The organism is Rathayibacter sp. PhB186, from assembly GCF_003751825.1.
Lineage (GTDB): Bacteria > Actinomycetota > Actinomycetes > Actinomycetales > Microbacteriaceae > Rathayibacter > Rathayibacter festucae.
The window spans coordinates 110296-128579 of record NZ_RJKO01000001.1 but is presented as its reverse complement, the minus strand read 5'-3'; the positions used below and the strand labels follow the sequence as shown (position 1 = coordinate 128579).

The window sequence follows — 18284 nt, the reverse complement described above, 5'->3', positions numbered from 1 at the left end:
CTCGCGCTAGGCTCCGGCGGGACGGAAGGGGGGTCCGGCGTGACCGAGTCGACGAGTGGCGCGTTCTGGGTGGTCGTGCCCTTCTACGACGAGGAGAAGCTGCTCGGCGGCGCCCTCGACGCCCTCGCCGGGCAGACCGACCCCGGCTTCACCCTGCTGCTCGTCGACAACGGCAGCACCGACCGCTCCCGCGCGGTGATCGACGCGTTCCGGGCCCGGCGGCCCGACCGCCCGGTCCTCGTGATCGACGAGCCGCAGAAGGGCACCGGAGCCGCCTCGGACACCGGCTTCCGCCACGCCGTCGCGCACGGCGCCGCGACGGTCGCGCGCACCGACGCGGACTGCCTGCCCGCCCCGGACTGGGTGGCGCGCCTGAAGGCCGACGTCGCCGACGGGGTCCGCTTCATCGGCGGGAGGCTCGTGCCCCGCACCGACGAGCCGGTCTACCGCTGGTACGACGGCGTGATCGGCACCGCGATGATCCGCCTGATGGAGCACGCCCCCGGGATCTTCTACCGCCGGCCCGGCCAGCGCTACCGGATGTTCATGGCGGCCGGCTCGAACCTGGCGATCGACGCCGCGCTCTACCTCGAGGTCGGCGGCTTCCCGCGCTCGAGCATCGACGACACCGACGAGGACCTGGAGCTGCACCTGAAGGTCTGCCGGGTGATCCCGCGGGCGCAGGCGCGGCTCGACCGGAAGGCCGTGGTGCGGATGTCGATCCGCAAGGGCAAGGCGCTCGGCTACCTCGGGATCCTGCTCTGGTACTGGGGCCGCAAGCGCTGGGGCCGCGCGGGCGCCGCGGAGGTCGTCGATGTCCGCTGACGCCCGGGAGTCCGCTGACGCGCGGGAGTCCGCTGACGCGCGGGAGTCCGCTGAGCAGCCCGGGCCCCGCCGCGTCCTGATCACCGGGGCGACCGGCTTCCTCGGCGGCCACGCGGTCGCCGAGTTCCTGGCCGCGGGCGACGAGGTCATCGCGACCGGCCGGAACGCCGACGCGCTCGCCCGCCTGCGCGCGACGGGCGCCGAGACGATCGCGGCCGACCTCGCCGAGCTCGCGACGCAGGACGTCCGCGCCGACGTGCTCGTGCACGCCGCCGCCCTCTCCAGCCCGTGGGGCCGCTGGCGCGAGTTCCACGCGGCGAACGTCGCCGGCACCGCGGCGATGATCGACCTCGCGGAGCGCTGCGGGATCCGCCGCCTCGTCTTCGTCTCCTCGCCGAGCATCTACTCGGCCCGGCGCCACCGGCTCGGCATCCGCGAGGAGGACGTCGACCACCGCAGCCGGATGAGCCTCTACATCCGCAGCAAGATCGCCGCCGAGCGGCTGCTGCAGGAGGCGCACGCCGCCGGGCGGATCCCGGAGCTGGTGATCCTGCGACCGCGCGGGCTGATTGGCGTCGGCGACCCGAGCCTCATCCCGCGCTTCGTCGCCGCGAGCCGGCGCCGCGGCGTCCCGCTCTTCGACGGCGGCCGGAACCCGGTCGACATCACCTGCGTCGAGAACGCGGCCCTCGCGCTCCGCCTCGCCGCGGACGCCCCGGTGGCGAACGGTGGTGTCTACAACATCACCAACGGCGAGCCGGCCCCGCTCGGCGAGCTGCTCGACCGCTTCTTCGCCGCGATGGGCGAGGAGCCGCGCTACCTCACGGTGGACCTGCGGGTGCTCAGCGCGCTCGCGGCCGTCCTCGAGCGGGTGTACGCGGTGCTCCCCGGCGGTGCCGAGCCGCCGTTCACCCGCTACACGGTCGCCACCCTCGCCTACGCGCAGACCCTCGACATCTCCCGGGCGCGCGCCGAGCTCGGCTACGCACCGCGGGTGCCGCTCGCGGAGGGCCTGCGGAGGGTCGGCGAGCACTACCGGAGGACTGCATGAGTGAGCACGGGCCGGCCCTCCAGGTCTTCGCCTGCGGCGAGACGAGCTTCCCGCTCTCCCGCGTCTTCCGCGGCGGGAGCCCCGCGCGCCGCACCTTCCCCTCCGCCGCCTTCCTCTACACGCACCCGAGCGGCCGGCGCGTGCTCTTCGACACCGGCTACCCGCCGACCCTGCGCGGAACGGGCGCCGTCGGCGCGCTCTACCGGCGGATCCTGCCGGCCCGCGTCGGCGCCGAGGAGACGATCGACCGGCGGCTCGCGGCCGTCGGCCTCGCGCCGTCCGACATCGACACGGTCGTGCTCTCGCACCTGCACCCCGACCACGTCGGGGGCCTGCGCTGGTTCCCGGACGCGACGCTCGTGCTCTCGCGCGGCCAGCTCGAGACGATCGAGCGGAGCCGGATCACCGACGGCGTCTTCGCGGCGCTGATCCCGACCCGGGTGGACACGGCGACCCTCGTCGACGACCAGCCGGTGGCGACCACTCCCAGCGGCGTCTCCGGCTACGACCTCTTCGGCGACGGCCGCTTCGTGATCCCCCCGCTGCCCGGGCACGCGAGCGGCCACCTCGGCGCGCTGGTCGAGGGCCGCGTGCTGCTGGCCGGCGACGCGGCCTGGGGCCGCGAGTTCCTGACCTGGTCGGACCGGCTGCGCTTCCTCCCCCGGCTGATCAGCCACGACGCGGAGGCGCACCACCGCACGTCGCTCGAGCTGGAGCGCCTCGAGGAGGCGGGGATCACGCTGTGCTTCAGCCACGACCCCTACCCGGAGCGCGTGCTGCTGGCCTGAGCCGGCTGCACCGGCGCGCTCAGCTCGCGAACTCCTCCGGCCGGTCGTGCTCGGCCAGCGAGAGCCGGACCCGCTCGATGTCGGCGTCCGACGGCAGCTCCGAGGTGACCGCGGCGATCGCCGTGCCGACGTCGACGCGGCTGGCCGGCAGCCCGCCCTCGGCGGCCAGGCGGGTCGCGACCTCGGCGACCTCCTCGTCGGAGAGCCGGCGGCGCAGCAGCGCGATCAGCGGCACGAAGTCCTGCTCGGGCAGCCCCGCGGGGTAGCCCGCGCGCAGCCAGCGGACGACGCGCGTGACGAGTCCGGCGCGCTCCGAGGCCGGGCGCTCCGGCTCGGCGAGCTCCTCCGGGCGGGCCAGCGGCCAGCCCGCGCTCGCGAGCCGCGCCGAGACCCGGACGAGGTCCTCGGGCAGCGCGGGTCCGAGGAGCGTCTCCTCGATGCGCGCGCGCATCCGGGCCGCCGAGAGCTCCTCGCCGGCCGCATCGGCGCGGACGGCGTCGGAGAGCAGCTCGCGGACGACCTGCTCCAGCTCGTCACGGGTGAGGCTGCGCTGGAGGATGCCCAGCAACGGCAGGTAGTCGGTCTCGGGCACCCCGGTCGGGTAGCCCGCACGGAGCCAGCTGACCACCCGCGCGACGACGCCGTCCGCCTGAGCGGGAGCCGCCGCATCGGACGCCGCCGGGTCGGTCGCCGCCGGGTCGGTCGCCGCCATGCTCAGCCCTTGGGGACGAACGTCGGGAAGACGTGCTCGAAGCTCACGGCCTGGCCGAGGCCGGTCGCGATGATGATGCTCAGGCCCACCGCCACGGCGGCGACCACGATCACGAAGCAGAGCACGCCGAGTGCGCGCAGCAGCGGCGCGGGGAGGCCGGGAGCCTGCGAGGTCGAGGCCGCGGTTCCGGTGGCTCCGTCACCGCCGGCGAGGGCGAACGAGCGGACGCCGACGGCGAAGAGCACGGGCAGGCCCGCGCCGAGGAGCACGGCGATGAGCGCCACCTGGCCGGCGGCAGTGAAGAAGAGGGAGAGCACGGGTCGGTCCTTTCGAGTCGGTACGGAGGGATCCGGGCTAGACGCCGGCGGTCTGCTTCGCCGCGGTGCCCGCGTCCGACCACTCGTCGTTGACGTTGTGCGCGCCGATGCTGTCGCGGCGCGAGCGGACGTAGATGAAGACGGCGACGGCGACGAGGATCGCGGTCATCAGGATGCCGCCGGCGGCCCCGCCGACCAGGTGGCCGATCCACCACATCACGGCGCCCATCAGCGCTGCGGCCGGGAGCGTGATCACCCAGGCGATCACCATCCGGAGCGCGACGCGCCAGCGGACCTGCGCGCCGGGGCGGCCGACGCCGGAGCCGAGGATCGAGCCGGTCGCGACGTGCGTGGTCGAGAGGGCGAAGCCGAGGTGGCTGGAGGCGAGGATGACCGCGGCGGAGGCGCTCTCGGCGGCCATGCCCTGCGGGGTGTCGATCTCGACGAGGCCCTTGCCGACGGTGCGGATGATGCGCCAGCCGCCGATGTAGGTGCCGAGCGAGATGGCGAGCGCGCAGCTGAGCTTGACCCAGAACGGGACGGACTCGGTGTCGCTCCAGCCGCCCGCGGCGATCAGCGCGAGGGTGATGACGCCCATGGTCTTCTGCGCGTCGTTGGTGCCGTGCGCGAGCGAGACGAGCGAGGCGCTGCCGATCTGGCCGATCCGGAAGCCGCGGTGGATGCGGCGGTCGGCGAGGTTGCCGATCACACGGAAGACGAGCCAGGTGCCGATCGCGGCGACCGCGCCGGCGAGCACCGGGGACATCAGCGCGGGCAGGATCACCTTGCCGACGACGCCGTCGAGCTTCGAGCCGTCGCCGGCCCAGTTGACGCCGTTGAGGCCGAGGCCTGCGAGCGCCGAGCCGATCAGGCCGCCGAAGAGGGCGTGCGACGAGCTGGAGGGCAGACCGAGCAGCCAGGTGAGGAGGTTCCAGACGATGCCGCCGATGAGGCCGGCGAGCACGATCAGCAGGAGCGCCGAGCCGCCGCCCTCGAGCAGCGCCGGGTCGGGCGCGCCGGTGGAGTCCTGGATCTTGACGACCGCGTTGGTGACGGTCAGCGCCACCTCGATGCTGAGGAACGCGCCGACCAGATTGAGGACGGCGGAGAGCGTGACGGCCACCTTCGGCTTCAACGCGCCGGTCGCGATGGACGTGGCCATCGCGTTCGCCGTGTCGTGGAAGCCGTTGGTGAAATCGAACGCCAGAGCGGTGACGATGACGAGCGCGAGAAGGATGAAGGGATCCACGGAGGAGATCCTCTCGCCCGCGCAAGCCGCTCGGAAGGGTTCGCCGGGGCGTTCACCGGCTGTTCACCTCTCCGAGCGGCGCGCCGGGCTACCCTGTGCAGTTTCTCAGGGTAGGGGCGTCCCGCGGGGCCCGCTCAGTTCGAGGAGTGCGGCAGCGGCAGCGTGAGGTCCGGCACGTGCTCCGGGTCGGCGTCGGGCTGCTGCTCGGGCTGCTGCTCGGCCTGCTCCTCGGGAGCCTTGTCCTGCTCCTGGTCCTGCTCGTCGTGCGCCGCGCTCGGCAGCGGCGGCGTGAAGTCGGGCGTGACCGACGGGTCGGCCGCGCCGACGGCGATGTGCTCGCGCTCGACCACGTGCTTGGGCGCGGAGGGCGCGCTGCGCTTCTCGGCCTGGGCGGCCTTCTTCGCCGCCTTCTCCTGCCGGCGCTTGAGCGTGTCGGTCTGCTCGGCGAGCTTGCGGGCCTTCTTGCGCAGCTTCTTGCTGGAGTCGCGCACGGCGTCGTGGGCCGCGCGGACCGACTTCTCCGCCTTCGCCAGGGCCTTCTTCGCGCGCTTCTGCGCGGCCTTGTCGTCGGTCTTCTGCGACGACTTCTTCGAATCGGACTTCTTCTTCTGCGCCATGCCGGCTCCTCACACTCGTCGACCCGATCGGTCGTGGGTCCACCGTAGCGAGCGGGCACCGCACGGGGCCTGGGCAGCCGGGCCTGGGCAGAACGGCCGGCCGGGGAGTACAACTGCCGCATGACCGATGCGATCTCCCCGCGCGACTTCCGCGCCGCCCCCGGCACCGCCGACTGGCGGGTCGTCGGCGACGGCGCCCGCGCCTACTTCCGCACCGGCGATCGCGGGGCCGACTCCTTCGCCGCGGGCGCCGCCCTGGTCGCCGCGATCGCCGCCCTCGCCGAGCAGGCCGGCCACCACCCCGACGTCGATCTGCGCTACGGCGGCGTCGGCGTGCGCCTGATCAGCCACGACGTCGGCGACATCAGCGAGCGCGACCTGGCCCTCGCCCGCGAGATCTCGGCCGCCGCCCGCGCGCTCGGCCTCCCCGCCGAGCCGGCCGCGGTGCAGAGCCTGCAGATCGCGATCGACGCCGTCGACGTCGCCGCGGTCCGCGCCTTCTGGCGGGCCGTGCTCGGCTACGCCCCCGTCGAGGACGCCGACCTCGCCGATCCGCGCGCCCTCGGCCCGAACCTCTGGATCCAGCGGATCGAGGGCCCGCGCCCCGAGCGCAACACGATCCACCTCGACCTCTACCTGCCGCGCGACGTCGTCGACGCCCGCCTCGCCGCGGCCCTCGCCGCCGGCGGCCGCGTCGTCGACGACTCGAACGCGCCGGAGTGGTGGACCCTCGCCGACCCGGAGGGCAACGAGGTCGACCTCGCGCCCTGGCGGGACGACAGCGAGTGGAGTGCCTGAGGCCGTGACCCGGCGAGCCTGGTGAGGCAGGCTGGAGTCATGGTCTTCACTCCGAACCCCGGCGGCTATCACGGCCGGAACGCCCTGCGCCGCCCGATGCGCGGCCCCAAGCGCGACCGCTGGATGTGGTGGCGCCTCGGCTCCGGCGTCGCCGCGACCGTCGCCGGCCTGATCGCCCTGCTGGTCTTCACGAGCGGCCGGTACTGATCGTGTCGCGCGAGCGGGTCACGGGCATCGGCGGCTTCTTCTTCGCCGCGCGCGACCCGGCGGCGCTGGCGCGCTGGTACGCCGAGCACCTCGGCATCGACGAGGTGCCGATGGAGTACGGCGCCCCCTCCTGGCGCCAGGACGCCGGCACCACCGTCCTCGCCCCGATGCCGGCCGGCTCCGAGCCGCTCGGCCCCGCCGGCTGGACCCTGAACCTCCGCGTCCGCTCGCTCGACGCGCTCGTCGCCCAGCTCCGCGCCGCGGGCATCCCCGTCGAGATCGACCCCGAGACCTACCCCAACGGCCGCTTCGCCGACCTGCACGACCCCGAGGGCAACCGCCTCCAGCTCTGGCAGCCGGCGGGCGCGGACGCCTAGCGTCTCGCAGTCGCAGCCGCGTCAGGCGCGGTCGTGGAGGGTGATCAGGTAGCCGTCCGGGTCGGCGAAGGTGAAGGTCAGGCCGAAGGGGCCCTCGGCGGGAGCCGACGTGATCGGGACGCCGGCGGCGGCGAGGTCGTCGTGCAGGGCGGCGACCTCGGTCGCGTGCAGCCAGAGCGCGACGCCGCGGCCGGGCTCGGCGGGGAGCTCGGTGCCGGGGATCACGTCACGGATGGCGAACGGGATCGGCGCGGTGTCGAAGACGACGGCGTGCGGCGGGCCGGGGCGGCGGGAGAGGCCGAGGCGGGTCTCGTAGAACTCGGCGGAGCGCTCGAGGTCGCGGACCTGGAGGGAGAGGAAGTCGGGGCCGGTGATCGCCATGGGAGCGCCTTACGTCGGGGGTGGGTGTCAGTTTTCTTACATGGAGCGTATGTCAGACTACTGACATGAGTCAACAGGGCGAGAGCACGGCACGGATCGAGCTGGACACCTCCGTCGGCTACGTGCTGAAGGAGGCGTCGAGCGCCCTGCGCGTCGTGATGGAGGCGGCGCTGCGGCCGCTCGGGATCACGGTCACCGCCTACTCCTGCCTGGAGCTGCTGGCGCACCGGCCGGGGCTGTCCAGCTCCGAGCTGGCGCGGGGCGCGTTCGTCACGCGGCAGTCGATGCACGTGCTGCTGCAGTCGCTCGAGCGCGACGGCCACCTCATCCGGGCCGAGACGGCGCCGAGCGGCCGAGCACTGCCGATCCGGCTCACGGCCTCCGGCGAGGAGCTCCTGGGCGAGGCGAGCGCGGCCGTCCGGGCGGTCGAGGAGCGCATGCTGACGGGGCTGGACGGGGCGCGGATCCGCGAGCTGCACGCCCTGCTCCGCCACTGCGCGGAGGCGCTCGCCTGAGCCTGCGGCATCGATACCGTGCACCACTCGGCATTCTCCCAGTGGCGTTCCGGAGCTGCGCAGGTACTCTGGAGGGTCGCCGCGCGGTCCCCTGAGCCCCGGCTGACACCCCCCTGAGCACCACCTGCTGAGCCCTGCTGAGCGCTCCGCCGCCCCGACCCGCCCTGCCGCGCCCCCGTTCCCCCGCGGCGAACGACCCGGAAACCACGACTGCATGCACCACTCCGACCACGCGCCGGCCCCCGTCTCCGCCGCGACCGCGCAGGCCCTCCCGACCCGCCGGCAGCTGCGCGAGCAGCGCGAGGCCGAGCAGGTCGCCGCGCGCAGCGTCGCCCGCACCGCCGCCGCCCGCACCGCCGCCGCGCGCAGCACGGCCCGGAGCACCGCCGTCCGCCGCCCCTCGACGCGCCGCGTGTCCGCCTTCGCCGCGATGACCTTCGTGGTCGGCCTGGCCGTCACCTCGACGATGCCCGCCTTCGCCGTCGGCGACACCCCGGAGTCCGCCGTCGCGACCGACACCGCGAACGCCGTCGCCGCGGCCCGCCCGCAGAGCTTCGTCGCCGCGGGCGTCGTGCAGCAGAGTGTCACCCGCGACGCCTTCGCCGCCGAGGCCAAGCCCGAGGTCCTCGTGCCCACCGCCTCGCTCGACGCGATCACCGCCGGCGCGGGCGAGTCGACCGCCGCGGCCGCCGGGGTCTCCGGCACCTGGGTGCTCCCGATCGCCGGCCACATCAGCAGCAGCTACGGCCCCCGCCCGGACCAGCCGGTCGCCGGCGTGAACCTCTTCCACAAGGGCACCGACCTCGCCGGCGCCTGCGGGACCCCGGTCCTCGCGGCCGCGAGCGGCACCGTCGAGGAGGCGGCCTACTCCGGCAGCTACGGCAACTGGATCCTGCTCGACAACGGCGGCGGCATCGAGACCGGCTACGCGCACAACACCGACCTGCTCGTCGACGTCGGCGACACCGTCGTCGCGGGCGAGGTCATCGCGACCCGCGGCTCGACCGGCGCCTCCACCGGCTGCCACCTGCACTTCGAGACCCGCGTCGACGGCGAGGCGGTCGACGCCGTGCCGTTCATGGCCGCCCTGGGCGTGCCGCTGGGCTAGCGCCGAGCCGGCGCCTCTGGATCAGCCCAGCGGCACGGTCTGCGGGCCGGTCGAGACCGCGCCGGACCAGTGGGCGTCGGCGGGGTCGGTCGTCACGGTGATGCGCGCGTCCTGGTCGACGGCGATCTCCATCGAGCCGGTGTTGCCGCCGCCGTTGCTCGTCGTCCGGGTGGTGCCCGGGTCGTAGACGCAGGACGAGCCGGTGGTCATCAGGCCCTCGACCTCGACGGTCACCTCGGCGTCGGCGGTGTCGCAGGCGACCGAGACGGTCACGTGCAGCGGCTCGCCGGTCAGGCGCACGGTCCGCGGCTCGACGGCGCCGGTCTCGTCGACCCACTCGACGGCGGCGGTCGCCCCCTCGGGCAGCCGGACGGGTCCGATCGGGCGGTCGCCCGGCGAGGCGGAGGCCGAGGCGGTCGAGGAGGCCGCGGGCGCCTCCGAGACGGTCGGCGTCGCCTCCGCTCCGCTCTCCGCCGGGGCGGTGCAGGCGGCCAGCGCCAGCCCGGTGAGGGCCAGGGCGGCCCCCGTGGTCATCGTTCTTCTCCTGCTCTTCACGGCTCCCCCTGCTCGTGTCGGCGGTCGTGTCGGTCCCTCCGGTCTACCCGAGGCGGCCGCCGAGCGGGACGGTCTCTGCGGCGGTTAACAGGGACGCGGAGCACCGGACGCGGCGGTTCCGGGCATCGGATCCGCGGAGCCCGCGCCCAGATTCCCGAGTACTACTAGGTATATAGTGCACCTATGGATATCAGCAGCACCCGCTTCACCGATCGCGTCGTCCTCATCACCGGCGGCGGCTCCGGCCTCGGCCGCGCCACCGCCGTCCGCCTCGCCGCGGAGGGCGCGAAGCTCGCCCTCGTCGACGTCTCCGAGCAGGGTCTCGCCGCGACCGTCGAGGCGCTCCCCGAGGGCACCGAGTCGCTCACCGTGATCGCGGACGTGTCGAAGGCGTCCGACGTCGACGACTACGTCGCGCAGACCCTCGCGCGCTTCGGCCGCATCGACGGCTTCTTCAACAACGCCGGCATCGAGGGCCGCCAGAACCGCACCGAGGACTTCACCGCCGACGAGTTCGACAAGGTCGTCGCGATCAACCTCCGCGGCGTGTTCCTCGGTCTCGAGAAGGTACTCAAGGTGATGCGCGAGCAGGGCTCCGGCATGGTCGTCAACACCGCGAGCGTCGGCGGCATCACCGGCATCGGCAACCAGTCCGGCTACGCGGCGGCGAAGCACGGCGTCGTCGGCCTCACCCGCAACTCCGGCATCGAGTACGGGCAGTACGGCATCCGCATCAACGCGATCGCCCCGGGCGCCATCTGGACGCCGATGGTCGAGAACTCGATGAAGCAGCTCGACGCCGAGAACCCGCGGAAGGCCGCCGAGGAGTTCATCCAGGTGAACCCGACCAAGCGCTACGGCGAGGCCGCCGAGATCGCCTCGGTCGTCGCCTTCCTGCTCTCGGACGACGCCTCCTACATCAACGCGGTCGTGCTGCCGATCGACGGCGGGCAGTCGATCAAGTACTAGTCGCCCACACCCTTGGGCGCCGCGGCGCGAGAGGATGGTCGGATGAACCCCACCGGGCGCCTCCGCGCCGCGCGCGACACCCTGCTCGAGCACCGCACCGACGCGGCGGCCGCCACGGACGCCTTCCGCTGGCCGGACATCGGCCCGCACTTCAACTGGGCCGTCGACTGGTTCGACGAGATCGCCATCGGCAACGAGAGGACCGCCCTCTGGATCGTCGAGGAGGACGGCTCGGAGACGAAGGTCTCCTTCGACGAGATGCGCTGGCGCTCCGACGAGGTCGCCGCCTGGCTGCACTCCGTCGGCGTCGAGCAGGGCGACCACGTGATGCTCATGCTCGGCAACCGGCTCGAGCTGTGGGAGTCGATGCTCGCGATCATGAAGCTCGGCGCGGTCATCCTGCCCACCACGACGCTCCTCTCCCCCGCCGACCTGGCCGACCGCCTCGAGCGCGGCGAGGTCGCGCACGTGATCGCGGACGCGACCGAGACCGCGAAGTTCGAGGGCCTCACGGAGGACGTCGGGCTGATCGCGGTGGGCGGCGCGGCGGACGTGCCCGAGGGCTGGCTCGACTACGCCGACTCGATCGAGGCCCCCGGCATCGCGCCGAGGGTCGTCGTCGACAGCACCGACGCCTGCCTGATCTACTTCACCTCGGGGACCACCTCGAAGCCGAAGATGGTCGTGCACACCCACGAGTCGTACCCGGTCGGGCACCTCAGCACGATGTACTGGCTCGGCGTGCAGCCGGGCGACGTGCACTCGGCGATCAGCTCGCCGGGCTGGGGCAAGCACGCCTGGAGCTGCTTCTTCGCGCCGTGGAACGCCGAGGCGACGGTCTTCGTCTACAACTACTCCCGGTTCTCGCCGGTCGCGCTGCGCGAGCAGCTGGACCGCGCGGGCGTCACCACCTTCTGCGCGCCGCCGACGGTCTGGCGGATGCTGATCCAGTCCGACCTCGGCGCCCGCCCGCGCGCGCTCAGCGAGATCCTCTCGGCCGGCGAGCCGCTGAACCCCGAGGTGATCGCGACCGTCGAGCGCGACTGGGGCCTCACCATCCGCGACGGCTACGGCCAGACCGAGACCACGGCGATCATCGCCAACCCGCCCGGTGCCGAGGTCGTCTCCGGAGCGATGGGCCGGCCGCTGCCGGGCGTCGCGATCGCGCTGATCGACCCGGTCACCGGCGAGTCCTCCTCCACCGGCGAGATCTGCCTCGACCTGTCCACCGAGCCGGTCAACCTGATGTCCGGCTACCACGGCGACGACGAGCGCACCTCGCGCGCGCGGGCCGATGGCTACTTCCACACCGGCGACGTCGCCGTCCGCGCCGTCGACGGCACCATCACCTTCCTCGGCCGCACCGACGACATCTTCAAGTCGTCCGACTTCAAGATCTCGCCCTTCGAGGTCGAGAGCGTGCTGCTGCAGCACCCGGCCGTCGCCGAGTCCGCGGTCGTCCCGGCGCCCGACCCGACCCGGCACAGCGTGGTCAAGGCCTACGTCGCGCTCGCGGACGGCTGGGAGCCGACCGCCGAGACCGCCGCGGCGATCTTCCGGCACACCGACGAGCTGCTCTCCTCCTTCGAGCGGGTGCGCCGGATCGAGTTCCACGAGCTGCCCAAGACCATCTCGGGCAAGATCCGCCGCGTCGAGCTGCGCGAGCGCGAGGAGCAGGCCTTCGCCCGCGGCGAGGAGCTCGCGGCGGAGTGGCGGAGCGACCGGCTCTAGCGCCGGTCCTGCGTGCTCAGTCCTCCGTCGGGCGGCGGCGCTGCTGCTTGGTGGCGGAGCGCTGCTGCTTGCTCGCGAGGTGGCGGCGGCCGGAGCCGCGGGTGGGGCGGGTCGGCCGGCGCGGGGCGGCGGGCGGGGCGAGGGCGGTGGCGACGAGGTCGCGGAGGGTCGTGAGGGCGACCTCGCGGTTGCGCAGCTGCGAGCGCTCCTGCGAGACCGTGACGGTGATCGCTCCGGAGACCAGGCGCTGGGCGAGCCGCTGGAGGAGGCGCTCCCGCTGGTCGTCCGTGAGCGCGGCCGACTCCGCGACGCTCCAGGTGAGCTGCACGCGGCTGTCGGAGGTGTTGACGTGCTGCCCGCCCGGGCCGGAGGAGCGGGAGAACCGCCACTGCAGCTCGGACGCGGGGATCGTCAGGCGCGCGGACACCTCGAGATCCGCACCCACCTCGACAGCCATGCGGCAAGCCTGGCACGCCCAGTGCCGTCAGGCCGAGGGCGGACGTCCCCCGCCCGCGCCGCCGCCGCCCGAGGGCACCGATCCGCCGGTCGGCTCGGTCGTCGTGTCGACGCGGACCGTGAGGGCGAAGCGGTAGCCGGAGGTGGCGTCGCCGGTCGCGGTCGGCAGCTGCAGCTCGCCGCCGTCGTCGCCGAAGACGTTGTCGTCGTCGAGGCTCACCTGGGCGAGGTTCTCGCTCGAGCCCTCGTAGCCGCTGAGCGCGTAGACCGCGGTGCAGGCGTCCTCGGGGACGGCCAGCTGCGAGGTCGCGATCGCGTTGCCGGAGTCGCTGATCGAGTCGACGTCGGGGTAGACCTCGAAGTGGATGTGCGGCCAGCGGCCGGAGTAGCAGGCCGGGAAGATCGAGGTGTAGCCGACCTCGCCGTTCGCGTCGGCGATCTGCACGCCGCGGAGGTAGGTCTCCTCGGTGATGCCGTCGGAGTACATCGAGTAGCCGCCGGACGCGTCGCAGTGCCAGACGTAGACGGCGGCGTTCTCGAACGGGACGCCGCCGTTCGCGGTGTCGAGGATCGTCAGGGTGAAGGCGAGCGGCACGCCGACCGCGGTGGCGCCGCCGTCGATGCTCGAGCGGATGTCGCTGCGGACGATGCCGGAGTCGCTCAGCACGTCGGGGCCGTTCGAGCCGTCGCCGGGGTAGGGGCCGGCGGTCTCGTCGGGGATCTCGCCGGTGGTCGCGGCGGCGCCGCTGCTCGCGCTGCTCGTCGCGGTTCCGGAGGCGCTGCCCGCGACGGCCGAGCACGCGGCCAGCGCCGTGGTGGCGGCGCCGACCCCGATCAGGCCGAGCACGCGGCGGCGATCGAACATCCGGCGGCTCAGCAGGGTGCCGACGTCGAAGGAGAGGCCCTGGTCGACGACCTCGTCGTCGGGGCGGACGAGGGCACGGCCCTCGTAGCGGAGGCCGTCGGGGGTGCGGTCGGGCTCGGGGATGCGGGACATCGGGGGATCCTTGTCACTCGGGGGCTCGGGGAACCCCAGAGTGACCGGCGCGGCAGGCGGGACCCTTTGCGTCGCCTATGAGCCTCCGATGTCAGGAGCCGCTGGTGTCCCGGCGCGAACGCCGCCAGAAGGCCTTGAGCCGGTCGACCTGCCGGTCGGTCCACGCGTTCGACAGCGCGAAGGCCGCGGCGGCGGGATCGCCTCCGCTGCTGATCCGCTGGATCGCCTCGAGCGCCTGCTGGGCGGGGTCGCGGTCGTCCGGGACTTCGGGATCGTGGGCGTCTCGATCGTGACGCGACCCGGTCACGATGCGCTCTCCGGATACGGCGTGCTCGCCGCCGGCCAGTCCGAGGCCAGCAGCTCGCCGCGCAGCCGGTGGTACTGCTGCACGGCGCTGAGCGAGTCGGTGCGGAACGCGATCGCGACGGCGGCGTCGCGCCAGTAGCCGTCCCAGCCGCTGTACTGCGCGAAGACGCGGGAGCCGATGCTCTCCAGCAGCTCCCAGGCGCGGTCGGCGGTCAGGTAGCCGGCGACGTAGGCGTAGCGGATCGCTCCGATCGTACGCTCGGCGTCGCCGGCGAGCAGCAGCACCGGCGGGCGGCCGCCGACCGGCTGCGCGCGCTCGAGCAGGTGGAACTCGCTCTCGCCGGTGAGGGCGGCGATGCGGGAGCGCATCCGCTCGGCGTCCTCCGAGGCGGAGACCTCGGCGAAGCGCGTCGACAGCGGACCGCGGGCGAGGACGTCGGCGACGAACAGCTCGACGTCCTCTGCCGAGGCGATGCGGAAGTCGCGGTCGAGCGCGCCGCGCTGCTCGGTGAGCGCGGGCATCGGCAGCTCCGGCCAGGGCGAGCCCTTGGCGCCGTCGGCGAAGCGGGCGCGGAGCGCGGCGGGCAGCTCGGCCCAGGTGGGCTGGAAGGCGAGCGAGGAGTTCCAGCCGCCGAAGGAGAAGTCGCTGACGGCGTCGAGGGCGAGCAGCTGCTGCTGGCGCAGGGTCGGCGCGGGCGTCCGCGCCTCGGCGCGGTAGGCGAGCTGCTGCCGGCGGGGCGCTCCGGCGTCGCGGATCTGGAAGGCGATCGACGCGAGGGCCAGCCCGAGGACGAGGCCGATGCCGAAGGTGAAGATCGGCAGCCCGGTGCTGCCGTCCGCGCTCGCGAGGCCGAGCACGAAGCCGACGATCCCGAGCGGAGAGGCGACGGCCGTGACCAGCAGGGCGCGGCGGCCGATCCCGCCGCCGGGGGCGCGCCGGTGCGCGTCCGCGGCACGCGCGTAGCGCAGGCGGGAGCGCACGGGGAACTCGACGTCTCCCGGGTGATTCTGCAGCGGCACGATCGGCAGCCTAGACGGGCAGCGAGGACGCCGCGCGTGTGGTTGCCTGGGGGCATGAAGCTTGCCGAAGCACTCCTCGAGCGGGCCGATCTGCAGAAGCGGATCGAGACCCTCCAGTCGCGGATCGTCGCGAACGCCTCCTACCAGGAGGGCGAGGAGCCGACGGAGGACCCGTCGGAGCTGCTGGCCGAGTGCCTGCGCGCGCTGGACGCGCTGGAGCGCCTGGTCACGGCGGTCAATCTGACGAACACGGCGGCGACCACGCCCGACGGCGTGCGGCTGACCGCGGCGCTCGCCCGGCGCGAGTCGCTCCGGTCGCAGCACAGCATCGTCGTGCGCGCGGCCGACGCGGCGGCGGGCGACCGCGGCTACCGGCAGCTGCGCAGCGAGCTGCGGCGGCTGCCGGCGCTGCCGGTGCGCGAGCTGCGCGCGCGGGCCGACGTGCTCGCGCGTGAGCTGCGCGACCTCGACGCGGCGATCCAGCGCACCAACTGGGAGGTCGATCTGCTGCAGGAGTGAGCCGGAGCGCCCTGCGGGGCGCAGTCGGGCGGTGAGTCGGTAGGCGCACCGGAGCGAGCACACACCGTCGGGCCGGCGGTCAATCCGGCCCACTGTCACGCGGTGGGCAGCGTACGGCTCCGGCCATCACTCACAGCCCAGCACCGACGACCGGTGACCGCGCAGACAGGACATCTCATCACCATGTGCTGGCCGGGGCGCCGAGGGCGGGTTCGGGGACCTCACCGCCTGTCCTGCGTCAGCGCGCGCAGCTGAGCGGCGAAGAAGGCCAGCGAGCGGTCGACCTCGGGCAGCGCGGGCGTCCGGTTGAGGTGGCCGTGCGGCATGCCCTGCGCGAGGTAGCCGGTCGCGGCGACGCCCGCCTCCGCGAGCTGGCGGAGCAGGAGCTCGGCCGAGCTGCGCAGCTCGTCGAACTCGTTGACGAGGACCGAGGTCGGCGGCAGTCCGTGCAGCGGCGCCGCGCCGGGGAGCGCGTGCGGGGGCAGGTCGGAGAGTCGGCCGACGTAGATGCGGACCATGTCCTCGATGCCCGCGGTCGGGAAGCGCAGCAGCGGCGGGAGCGGCAACAGCTCGCGGATCACGGCGTCGTCGAGCGCCGGGTTCGGGAAGTGCGCGAACGGGTAGGCGAGCAGCACGTGGTCCGGGAGGCGGGTGCCGGCGTCGCGCTCGCGGAGCGTCGCGGCGAGGGCCAGGGCGGCGCCGGCACTGGCGCCGCCGATCGCGACGGGCAGCGCCTCGGGGGTCTGGGCGCGGAGGTGGCGCCAGGCGGCCTGCACGTCGTCGAGCGGGACGGGGAAGCGGACCTCGGCGCTCGCGAGGCGATAGCCGACCGAGACGACGCGACTGCCGGCGCGGGCGGCGAGCTCGGCGGAGACGACGTGCGACTCGCGCATCTCGAGGTCGCCGGCCTGGAAGCCGCCGCCGTGCACCCAGAGCAGGGCGGAGGCAGCGGGCTCTGCGGGCGCGTAGATCCGGAGCGGGATCGGGCCGTGCGGGCCGTCGATCGCCGCGTCGGAGACGGTGACGCCCGTGGGGAGCGACCACGGGCCGGGGTCCTCCTCGAACTCGGCGACCTTCGCCGCCTGCGCCGCGTCGAGCGGGTAGGCGACGCCGTCGAGCAGCGGCAGGCGGGCGGCGAGGTAGGGATCGAGCGGCAACGGTGCCTCCTGGAGGGTGCGGGGTACGGAGACCACGGTAGCCAGCGTTCTGCAGGACGGTGGGTCTCGATACGCCCTCTCCGAGGGCTACTCGATCAGCATGAATCACCCATGCTGGTCGAGTAGCGCGAAGCGCGTATCGAGACCCGCCCTCTGCAGAACGGTGGATCTCGATACGCCCTCTGCGAGGGCTACTCGATCAGCATGGATCGCTCCAGCCCGGTGTCCGCGGAGCGGAGCATGCTGGTCGAGTAGCGCGCAGCGCGTATCGAGACCCGCGCGTCAGAACGGGGGCGGGACGTCCTCGAAGCGGGGGCCCGGCGGCGCCCCGGCCAGGGCGGGCGGGCGGATCGTAACGGTGCGGCCGGTCGGGGTGGTCCAGACGATGCCGCCGTCGGGGAGGGGGACGTAGGTCCAGCGGTCGCCGTGGCGCACGTGGTGGTGCGATGTGCAGAGGGAGACGAGGTTCTCCAGGGCGGTCTCGCCGCCGTTGCGCCACTCGATCGTGTGGTCCGCCTCCGACCTCGAGGCGCTGCGGGTGCAGCCCGGGAAGCGGCAGGTCTGGTCTCGGAGCTGCAGATGCAGGCGCATCTGCGGGGGCGGGACCCGGCAGGTGCGGCCGACGGAGACGACCGCGCGGGTGTCCGGATCCGTGAGGACGCGGGTGAAGGAGGCGCCGGTCTCGACCAGCGCGCGGGCGAGGTCGGCCGGGATGAGGCCGTAGCCGTCGAGATCGGCTGGTGCGTCGTCGAGTCCCGCGGCGGTCGACGCGGCGAGGGTGAGCCGCACCTCGGCTCGGATCCCGGGGACGTACGACTCGGACACCTGAGGACCGTCGCTCGCGGGTGTCGTCCCGGCGATGTCGCCGTCGCGCAGCAGATCGGTGAGGGCATCGGCCTTCAGCTGAGCCAGCGTGCGCTCGTCGCCGCCCTCCCGGAGGGAGCGGGCGATGCGGTCGAGACGATCCCCGACGCCCATCGCGTCCGGTGCGGGGAGGAGCGCGCAGAGAGTCGCCATCCCGTCGATCTCGGGCGAGATCCACACGGCGCGGTCCTGGCGGGCGCGGGCGTGGCGCTGAGCGAACGGCTCCTCGTGCAGCTCGTCGCGGAGCCGGGCGACGATCCGCCTCAGTTGCGTCGGCGTCACGTCCGGCGCGACGCCTGCGGCGCGCTCGTCGAAGGCGGCGCGAGAGGCGGCGGGCAGGGTCGCGGCGATCGCGCAGATCACCTCGCTCGACTCCCAGAGGAGGCGTCCCTCCGCCACCGCGGCGCGGGTGCACGGCAGCTCCTCGACCAGCAGGATCGCGTGATCGATCACCTTCGACGCCGCCCGCTCCGACAGGCGCAGCGCGACCGCGAACTGCGCCCGGATCGACCGCTCGACGAGGCTGCTCGCCTCGCTCCGGGAGAGGCCGCCGCCCCGCGCGAACTCCTCGGGAGCGGTGAGCGCCGTGCGGTACGCCAGATGCACGGCCTCGGCCCGCGTGAGCAGGAACCGCGCCGACGTGACACCGAGATCGGCGGCGACGCCGAGCACCGCGCCGACCGCGGCGACCGGCCCGTTCGGTTCCTCCGCGCTGCTCGCGTCGCTGATCTCATCCATACGAGTATCGAAGCAGGGACCGCCGAC

23 protein-coding genes are annotated in these 18284 nt (G+C 73.9%); 11 read left to right on the top strand and 12 right to left on the bottom strand.

Annotated features, from left to right (window positions below; genetic code table 11):
* Positions 1-39 precede the first annotated feature (39 nt).
* The 3 genes from EDF45_RS00645 to EDF45_RS00635 are packed head-to-tail and all read left to right on the top strand — an operon-like array spanning position 40 to position 2664.
* Positions 40-825 (top strand): glycosyltransferase family A protein, encoded by a 786-nt coding sequence (locus EDF45_RS00645; protein ID WP_185020053.1) that lies wholly within the window; start codon positions 40-42, stop codon positions 823-825.
* On the top strand, positions 815-1876 hold the full coding sequence (locus EDF45_RS00640; protein ID WP_123734578.1) for an NAD(P)-dependent oxidoreductase: 1062 nt from the start codon (positions 815-817) through the stop codon (positions 1874-1876). Before EDF45_RS00645 ends, EDF45_RS00640 begins: the two co-directional genes overlap by 11 nt.
* Positions 1873-2664, top strand: a complete 792-nt coding sequence (locus tag EDF45_RS00635; protein WP_123734577.1) for an MBL fold metallo-hydrolase — start codon at positions 1873-1875, stop codon at positions 2662-2664. The genes EDF45_RS00640 and EDF45_RS00635 overlap by 4 nt, the downstream gene beginning before the upstream one ends.
* A 19-nt stretch (positions 2665-2683) precedes the next feature.
* On the opposite strand, the gene EDF45_RS00630 is transcribed toward EDF45_RS00635, so the two are convergent.
* From EDF45_RS00630 to EDF45_RS00615, 4 genes are all read right to left on the bottom strand, one after another.
* A complete protein-coding gene (locus tag EDF45_RS00630; protein WP_123734576.1) occupies positions 2684-3376 on the bottom strand; it encodes a DUF3349 domain-containing protein in 693 nt (230 codons plus the stop codon).
* Positions 3377-3378: 2 nt separating this feature from the next.
* On the bottom strand, positions 3379-3693 hold the full coding sequence (locus EDF45_RS00625) for a hypothetical protein (protein ID WP_123734575.1): 315 nt from the start codon (positions 3691-3693) through the stop codon (positions 3379-3381).
* A 37-nt stretch (positions 3694-3730) separates the two neighbouring features.
* The gene (locus EDF45_RS00620) at positions 3731-4942 is read right to left on the bottom strand and encodes an inorganic phosphate transporter (protein WP_123734574.1); all 1212 of its coding nucleotides are present in this window, start codon (positions 4940-4942) and stop codon (positions 3731-3733) included.
* A 134-nt stretch (positions 4943-5076) separates the two neighbouring features.
* Positions 5077-5559 (bottom strand): hypothetical protein, encoded by a 483-nt coding sequence (locus EDF45_RS00615; protein WP_123734573.1) that lies wholly within the window; start codon positions 5557-5559, stop codon positions 5077-5079.
* A gap of 120 nt (positions 5560-5679) precedes the next feature.
* Here EDF45_RS00615 and EDF45_RS00610 point away from each other — a divergent pair, with 120 nt between their 5' ends.
* From EDF45_RS00610 to EDF45_RS00605, 3 genes are read left to right on the top strand one after another with little or no spacing between them, the layout of a single operon-like run.
* Entirely contained in the window at positions 5680-6357 is a 678-nt protein-coding gene (locus tag EDF45_RS00610; protein WP_123734572.1) for a VOC family protein, read from the top strand.
* Between the two features lie 39 nt (positions 6358-6396).
* Positions 6397-6564 (top strand): hypothetical protein, encoded by a 168-nt coding sequence (locus EDF45_RS21115; protein WP_165908993.1) that lies wholly within the window; start codon positions 6397-6399, stop codon positions 6562-6564.
* A 2-nt stretch (positions 6565-6566) separates the two neighbouring features.
* Positions 6567-6941 carry a VOC family protein gene (locus EDF45_RS00605; protein WP_123734571.1) on the top strand — a complete coding sequence of 125 codons (375 nt, stop codon included), beginning with the start codon at positions 6567-6569 and terminating at the stop codon, positions 6939-6941.
* Between the two features lie 21 nt (positions 6942-6962).
* Here EDF45_RS00605 and EDF45_RS00600 read toward each other — a convergent pair whose 3' ends face one another.
* Positions 6963-7322 (bottom strand): VOC family protein, encoded by a 360-nt coding sequence (locus tag EDF45_RS00600; protein WP_123734570.1) that lies wholly within the window; start codon positions 7320-7322, stop codon positions 6963-6965.
* Between the two features lie 65 nt (positions 7323-7387).
* Between EDF45_RS00600 and EDF45_RS00595 the strand changes: the two genes are divergently transcribed.
* Positions 7388-7837, top strand: coding sequence for a MarR family winged helix-turn-helix transcriptional regulator (locus EDF45_RS00595; RefSeq protein ID WP_123734569.1), 450 nt, complete (start codon positions 7388-7390; stop codon positions 7835-7837).
* 214 nt (positions 7838-8051) lie between these two features.
* On the top strand, positions 8052-8945 hold the full coding sequence (locus EDF45_RS00590; protein WP_123447495.1) for a M23 family metallopeptidase: 894 nt from the start codon (positions 8052-8054) through the stop codon (positions 8943-8945).
* A 21-nt stretch (positions 8946-8966) separates the two neighbouring features.
* Here EDF45_RS00590 and EDF45_RS00585 read toward each other — a convergent pair whose 3' ends face one another.
* Complete coding sequence (locus tag EDF45_RS00585) at positions 8967-9479, bottom strand: hypothetical protein (protein ID WP_123734568.1); 513 nt, start codon at positions 9477-9479, stop codon at positions 8967-8969.
* A 204-nt stretch (positions 9480-9683) separates the two neighbouring features.
* On the opposite strand from EDF45_RS00585, the gene EDF45_RS00580 reads away from it, so the two are divergent.
* Both EDF45_RS00580 and EDF45_RS00575 read left to right on the top strand, forming a co-directional pair.
* A complete protein-coding gene (locus tag EDF45_RS00580) occupies positions 9684-10469 on the top strand; it encodes a glucose 1-dehydrogenase (protein WP_123734567.1) in 786 nt (261 codons plus the stop codon).
* 42 nt (positions 10470-10511) lie between these two features.
* Positions 10512-12200, top strand: a complete 1689-nt coding sequence (locus EDF45_RS00575) for an AMP-binding protein (RefSeq protein ID WP_123734566.1) — start codon at positions 10512-10514, stop codon at positions 12198-12200.
* 16 nt (positions 12201-12216) lie between these two features.
* Here EDF45_RS00575 and arfB read toward each other — a convergent pair whose 3' ends face one another.
* The 4 genes from arfB to EDF45_RS00555 form a co-directional block, all read right to left on the bottom strand.
* Positions 12217-12657, bottom strand: coding sequence for an alternative ribosome rescue aminoacyl-tRNA hydrolase ArfB (arfB, locus tag EDF45_RS00570; protein ID WP_123734565.1), 441 nt, complete (start codon positions 12655-12657; stop codon positions 12217-12219).
* 27 nt (positions 12658-12684) lie between these two features.
* Complete coding sequence (locus EDF45_RS00565) at positions 12685-13653, bottom strand: intradiol ring-cleavage dioxygenase (RefSeq protein WP_123734564.1); 969 nt, start codon at positions 13651-13653, stop codon at positions 12685-12687.
* 91 nt (positions 13654-13744) lie between these two features.
* Positions 13745-13960, bottom strand: a complete 216-nt coding sequence (locus EDF45_RS00560; RefSeq protein ID WP_123734563.1) for a hypothetical protein — start codon at positions 13958-13960, stop codon at positions 13745-13747.
* Positions 13957-14979, bottom strand: a complete 1023-nt coding sequence (locus tag EDF45_RS00555) for a DUF1266 domain-containing protein (protein ID WP_123734562.1) — start codon at positions 14977-14979, stop codon at positions 13957-13959. Before EDF45_RS00555 ends, EDF45_RS00560 begins: the two co-directional genes overlap by 4 nt.
* A 54-nt stretch (positions 14980-15033) precedes the next feature.
* Between EDF45_RS00555 and EDF45_RS00550 the strand changes: the two genes are divergently transcribed.
* Positions 15034-15498, top strand: a complete 465-nt coding sequence (locus tag EDF45_RS00550) for a DIP1984 family protein (protein ID WP_123734561.1) — start codon at positions 15034-15036, stop codon at positions 15496-15498.
* A 221-nt stretch (positions 15499-15719) separates the two neighbouring features.
* On the opposite strand, the gene EDF45_RS00545 is transcribed toward EDF45_RS00550, so the two are convergent.
* Positions 15720-16655 carry an alpha/beta hydrolase fold domain-containing protein gene (locus tag EDF45_RS00545; protein ID WP_123734560.1) on the bottom strand — a complete coding sequence of 312 codons (936 nt, stop codon included), beginning with the start codon at positions 16653-16655 and terminating at the stop codon, positions 15720-15722.
* A gap of 282 nt (positions 16656-16937) precedes the next feature.
* Entirely contained in the window at positions 16938-18257 is a 1320-nt protein-coding gene (locus EDF45_RS00540; RefSeq protein ID WP_123734559.1) for an HNH endonuclease signature motif containing protein, read from the bottom strand.
* Positions 18258-18284 lie beyond the last annotated feature (27 nt).

What these genes read in the sequence shown, in the direction of transcription:
- EDF45_RS00640 (WP_123734578.1), top strand. Translation starts at nt 815, where the DNA reads ATGTCCGCTGACGCCCGGGAGTCCGCTGACGCGCGGGAGTCCGCTGAC.
- EDF45_RS00635 (WP_123734577.1), top strand. Translation starts at nt 1,873, where the DNA reads ATGAGTGAGCACGGGCCGGCCCTCCAGGTCTTCGCCTGCGGCGAGACG.
- EDF45_RS00630 (WP_123734576.1), bottom strand. Translation starts at nt 3,376, where the DNA reads ATGGCGGCGACCGACCCGGCGGCGACCGACCCGGCGGCGTCCGATGCG.
- EDF45_RS00615 (WP_123734573.1), bottom strand. Translation starts at nt 5,559, where the DNA reads ATGGCGCAGAAGAAGAAGTCCGATTCGAAGAAGTCGTCGCAGAAGACC.
- EDF45_RS00610 (WP_123734572.1), top strand. Translation starts at nt 5,680, where the DNA reads ATGACCGATGCGATCTCCCCGCGCGACTTCCGCGCCGCCCCCGGCACC.
- EDF45_RS21115 (WP_165908993.1), top strand. Translation starts at nt 6,397, where the DNA reads ATGGTCTTCACTCCGAACCCCGGCGGCTATCACGGCCGGAACGCCCTG.
- EDF45_RS00600 (WP_123734570.1), bottom strand. Translation starts at nt 7,322, where the DNA reads ATGGCGATCACCGGCCCCGACTTCCTCTCCCTCCAGGTCCGCGACCTC.
- EDF45_RS00595 (WP_123734569.1), top strand. Translation starts at nt 7,388, where the DNA reads ATGAGTCAACAGGGCGAGAGCACGGCACGGATCGAGCTGGACACCTCC.
- EDF45_RS00590 (WP_123447495.1), top strand. Translation starts at nt 8,052, where the DNA reads ATGCACCACTCCGACCACGCGCCGGCCCCCGTCTCCGCCGCGACCGCG.
- EDF45_RS00585 (WP_123734568.1), bottom strand. Translation starts at nt 9,479, where the DNA reads ATGACCACGGGGGCCGCCCTGGCCCTCACCGGGCTGGCGCTGGCCGCC.
- EDF45_RS00580 (WP_123734567.1), top strand. Translation starts at nt 9,684, where the DNA reads ATGGATATCAGCAGCACCCGCTTCACCGATCGCGTCGTCCTCATCACC.
- EDF45_RS00575 (WP_123734566.1), top strand. Translation starts at nt 10,512, where the DNA reads ATGAACCCCACCGGGCGCCTCCGCGCCGCGCGCGACACCCTGCTCGAG.
- arfB (WP_123734565.1), bottom strand. Translation starts at nt 12,657, where the DNA reads ATGGCTGTCGAGGTGGGTGCGGATCTCGAGGTGTCCGCGCGCCTGACG.
- EDF45_RS00565 (WP_123734564.1), bottom strand. Translation starts at nt 13,653, where the DNA reads ATGTCCCGCATCCCCGAGCCCGACCGCACCCCCGACGGCCTCCGCTAC.
- EDF45_RS00550 (WP_123734561.1), top strand. Translation starts at nt 15,034, where the DNA reads ATGAAGCTTGCCGAAGCACTCCTCGAGCGGGCCGATCTGCAGAAGCGG.
- EDF45_RS00540 (WP_123734559.1), bottom strand. Translation starts at nt 18,257, where the DNA reads ATGGATGAGATCAGCGACGCGAGCAGCGCGGAGGAACCGAACGGGCCG.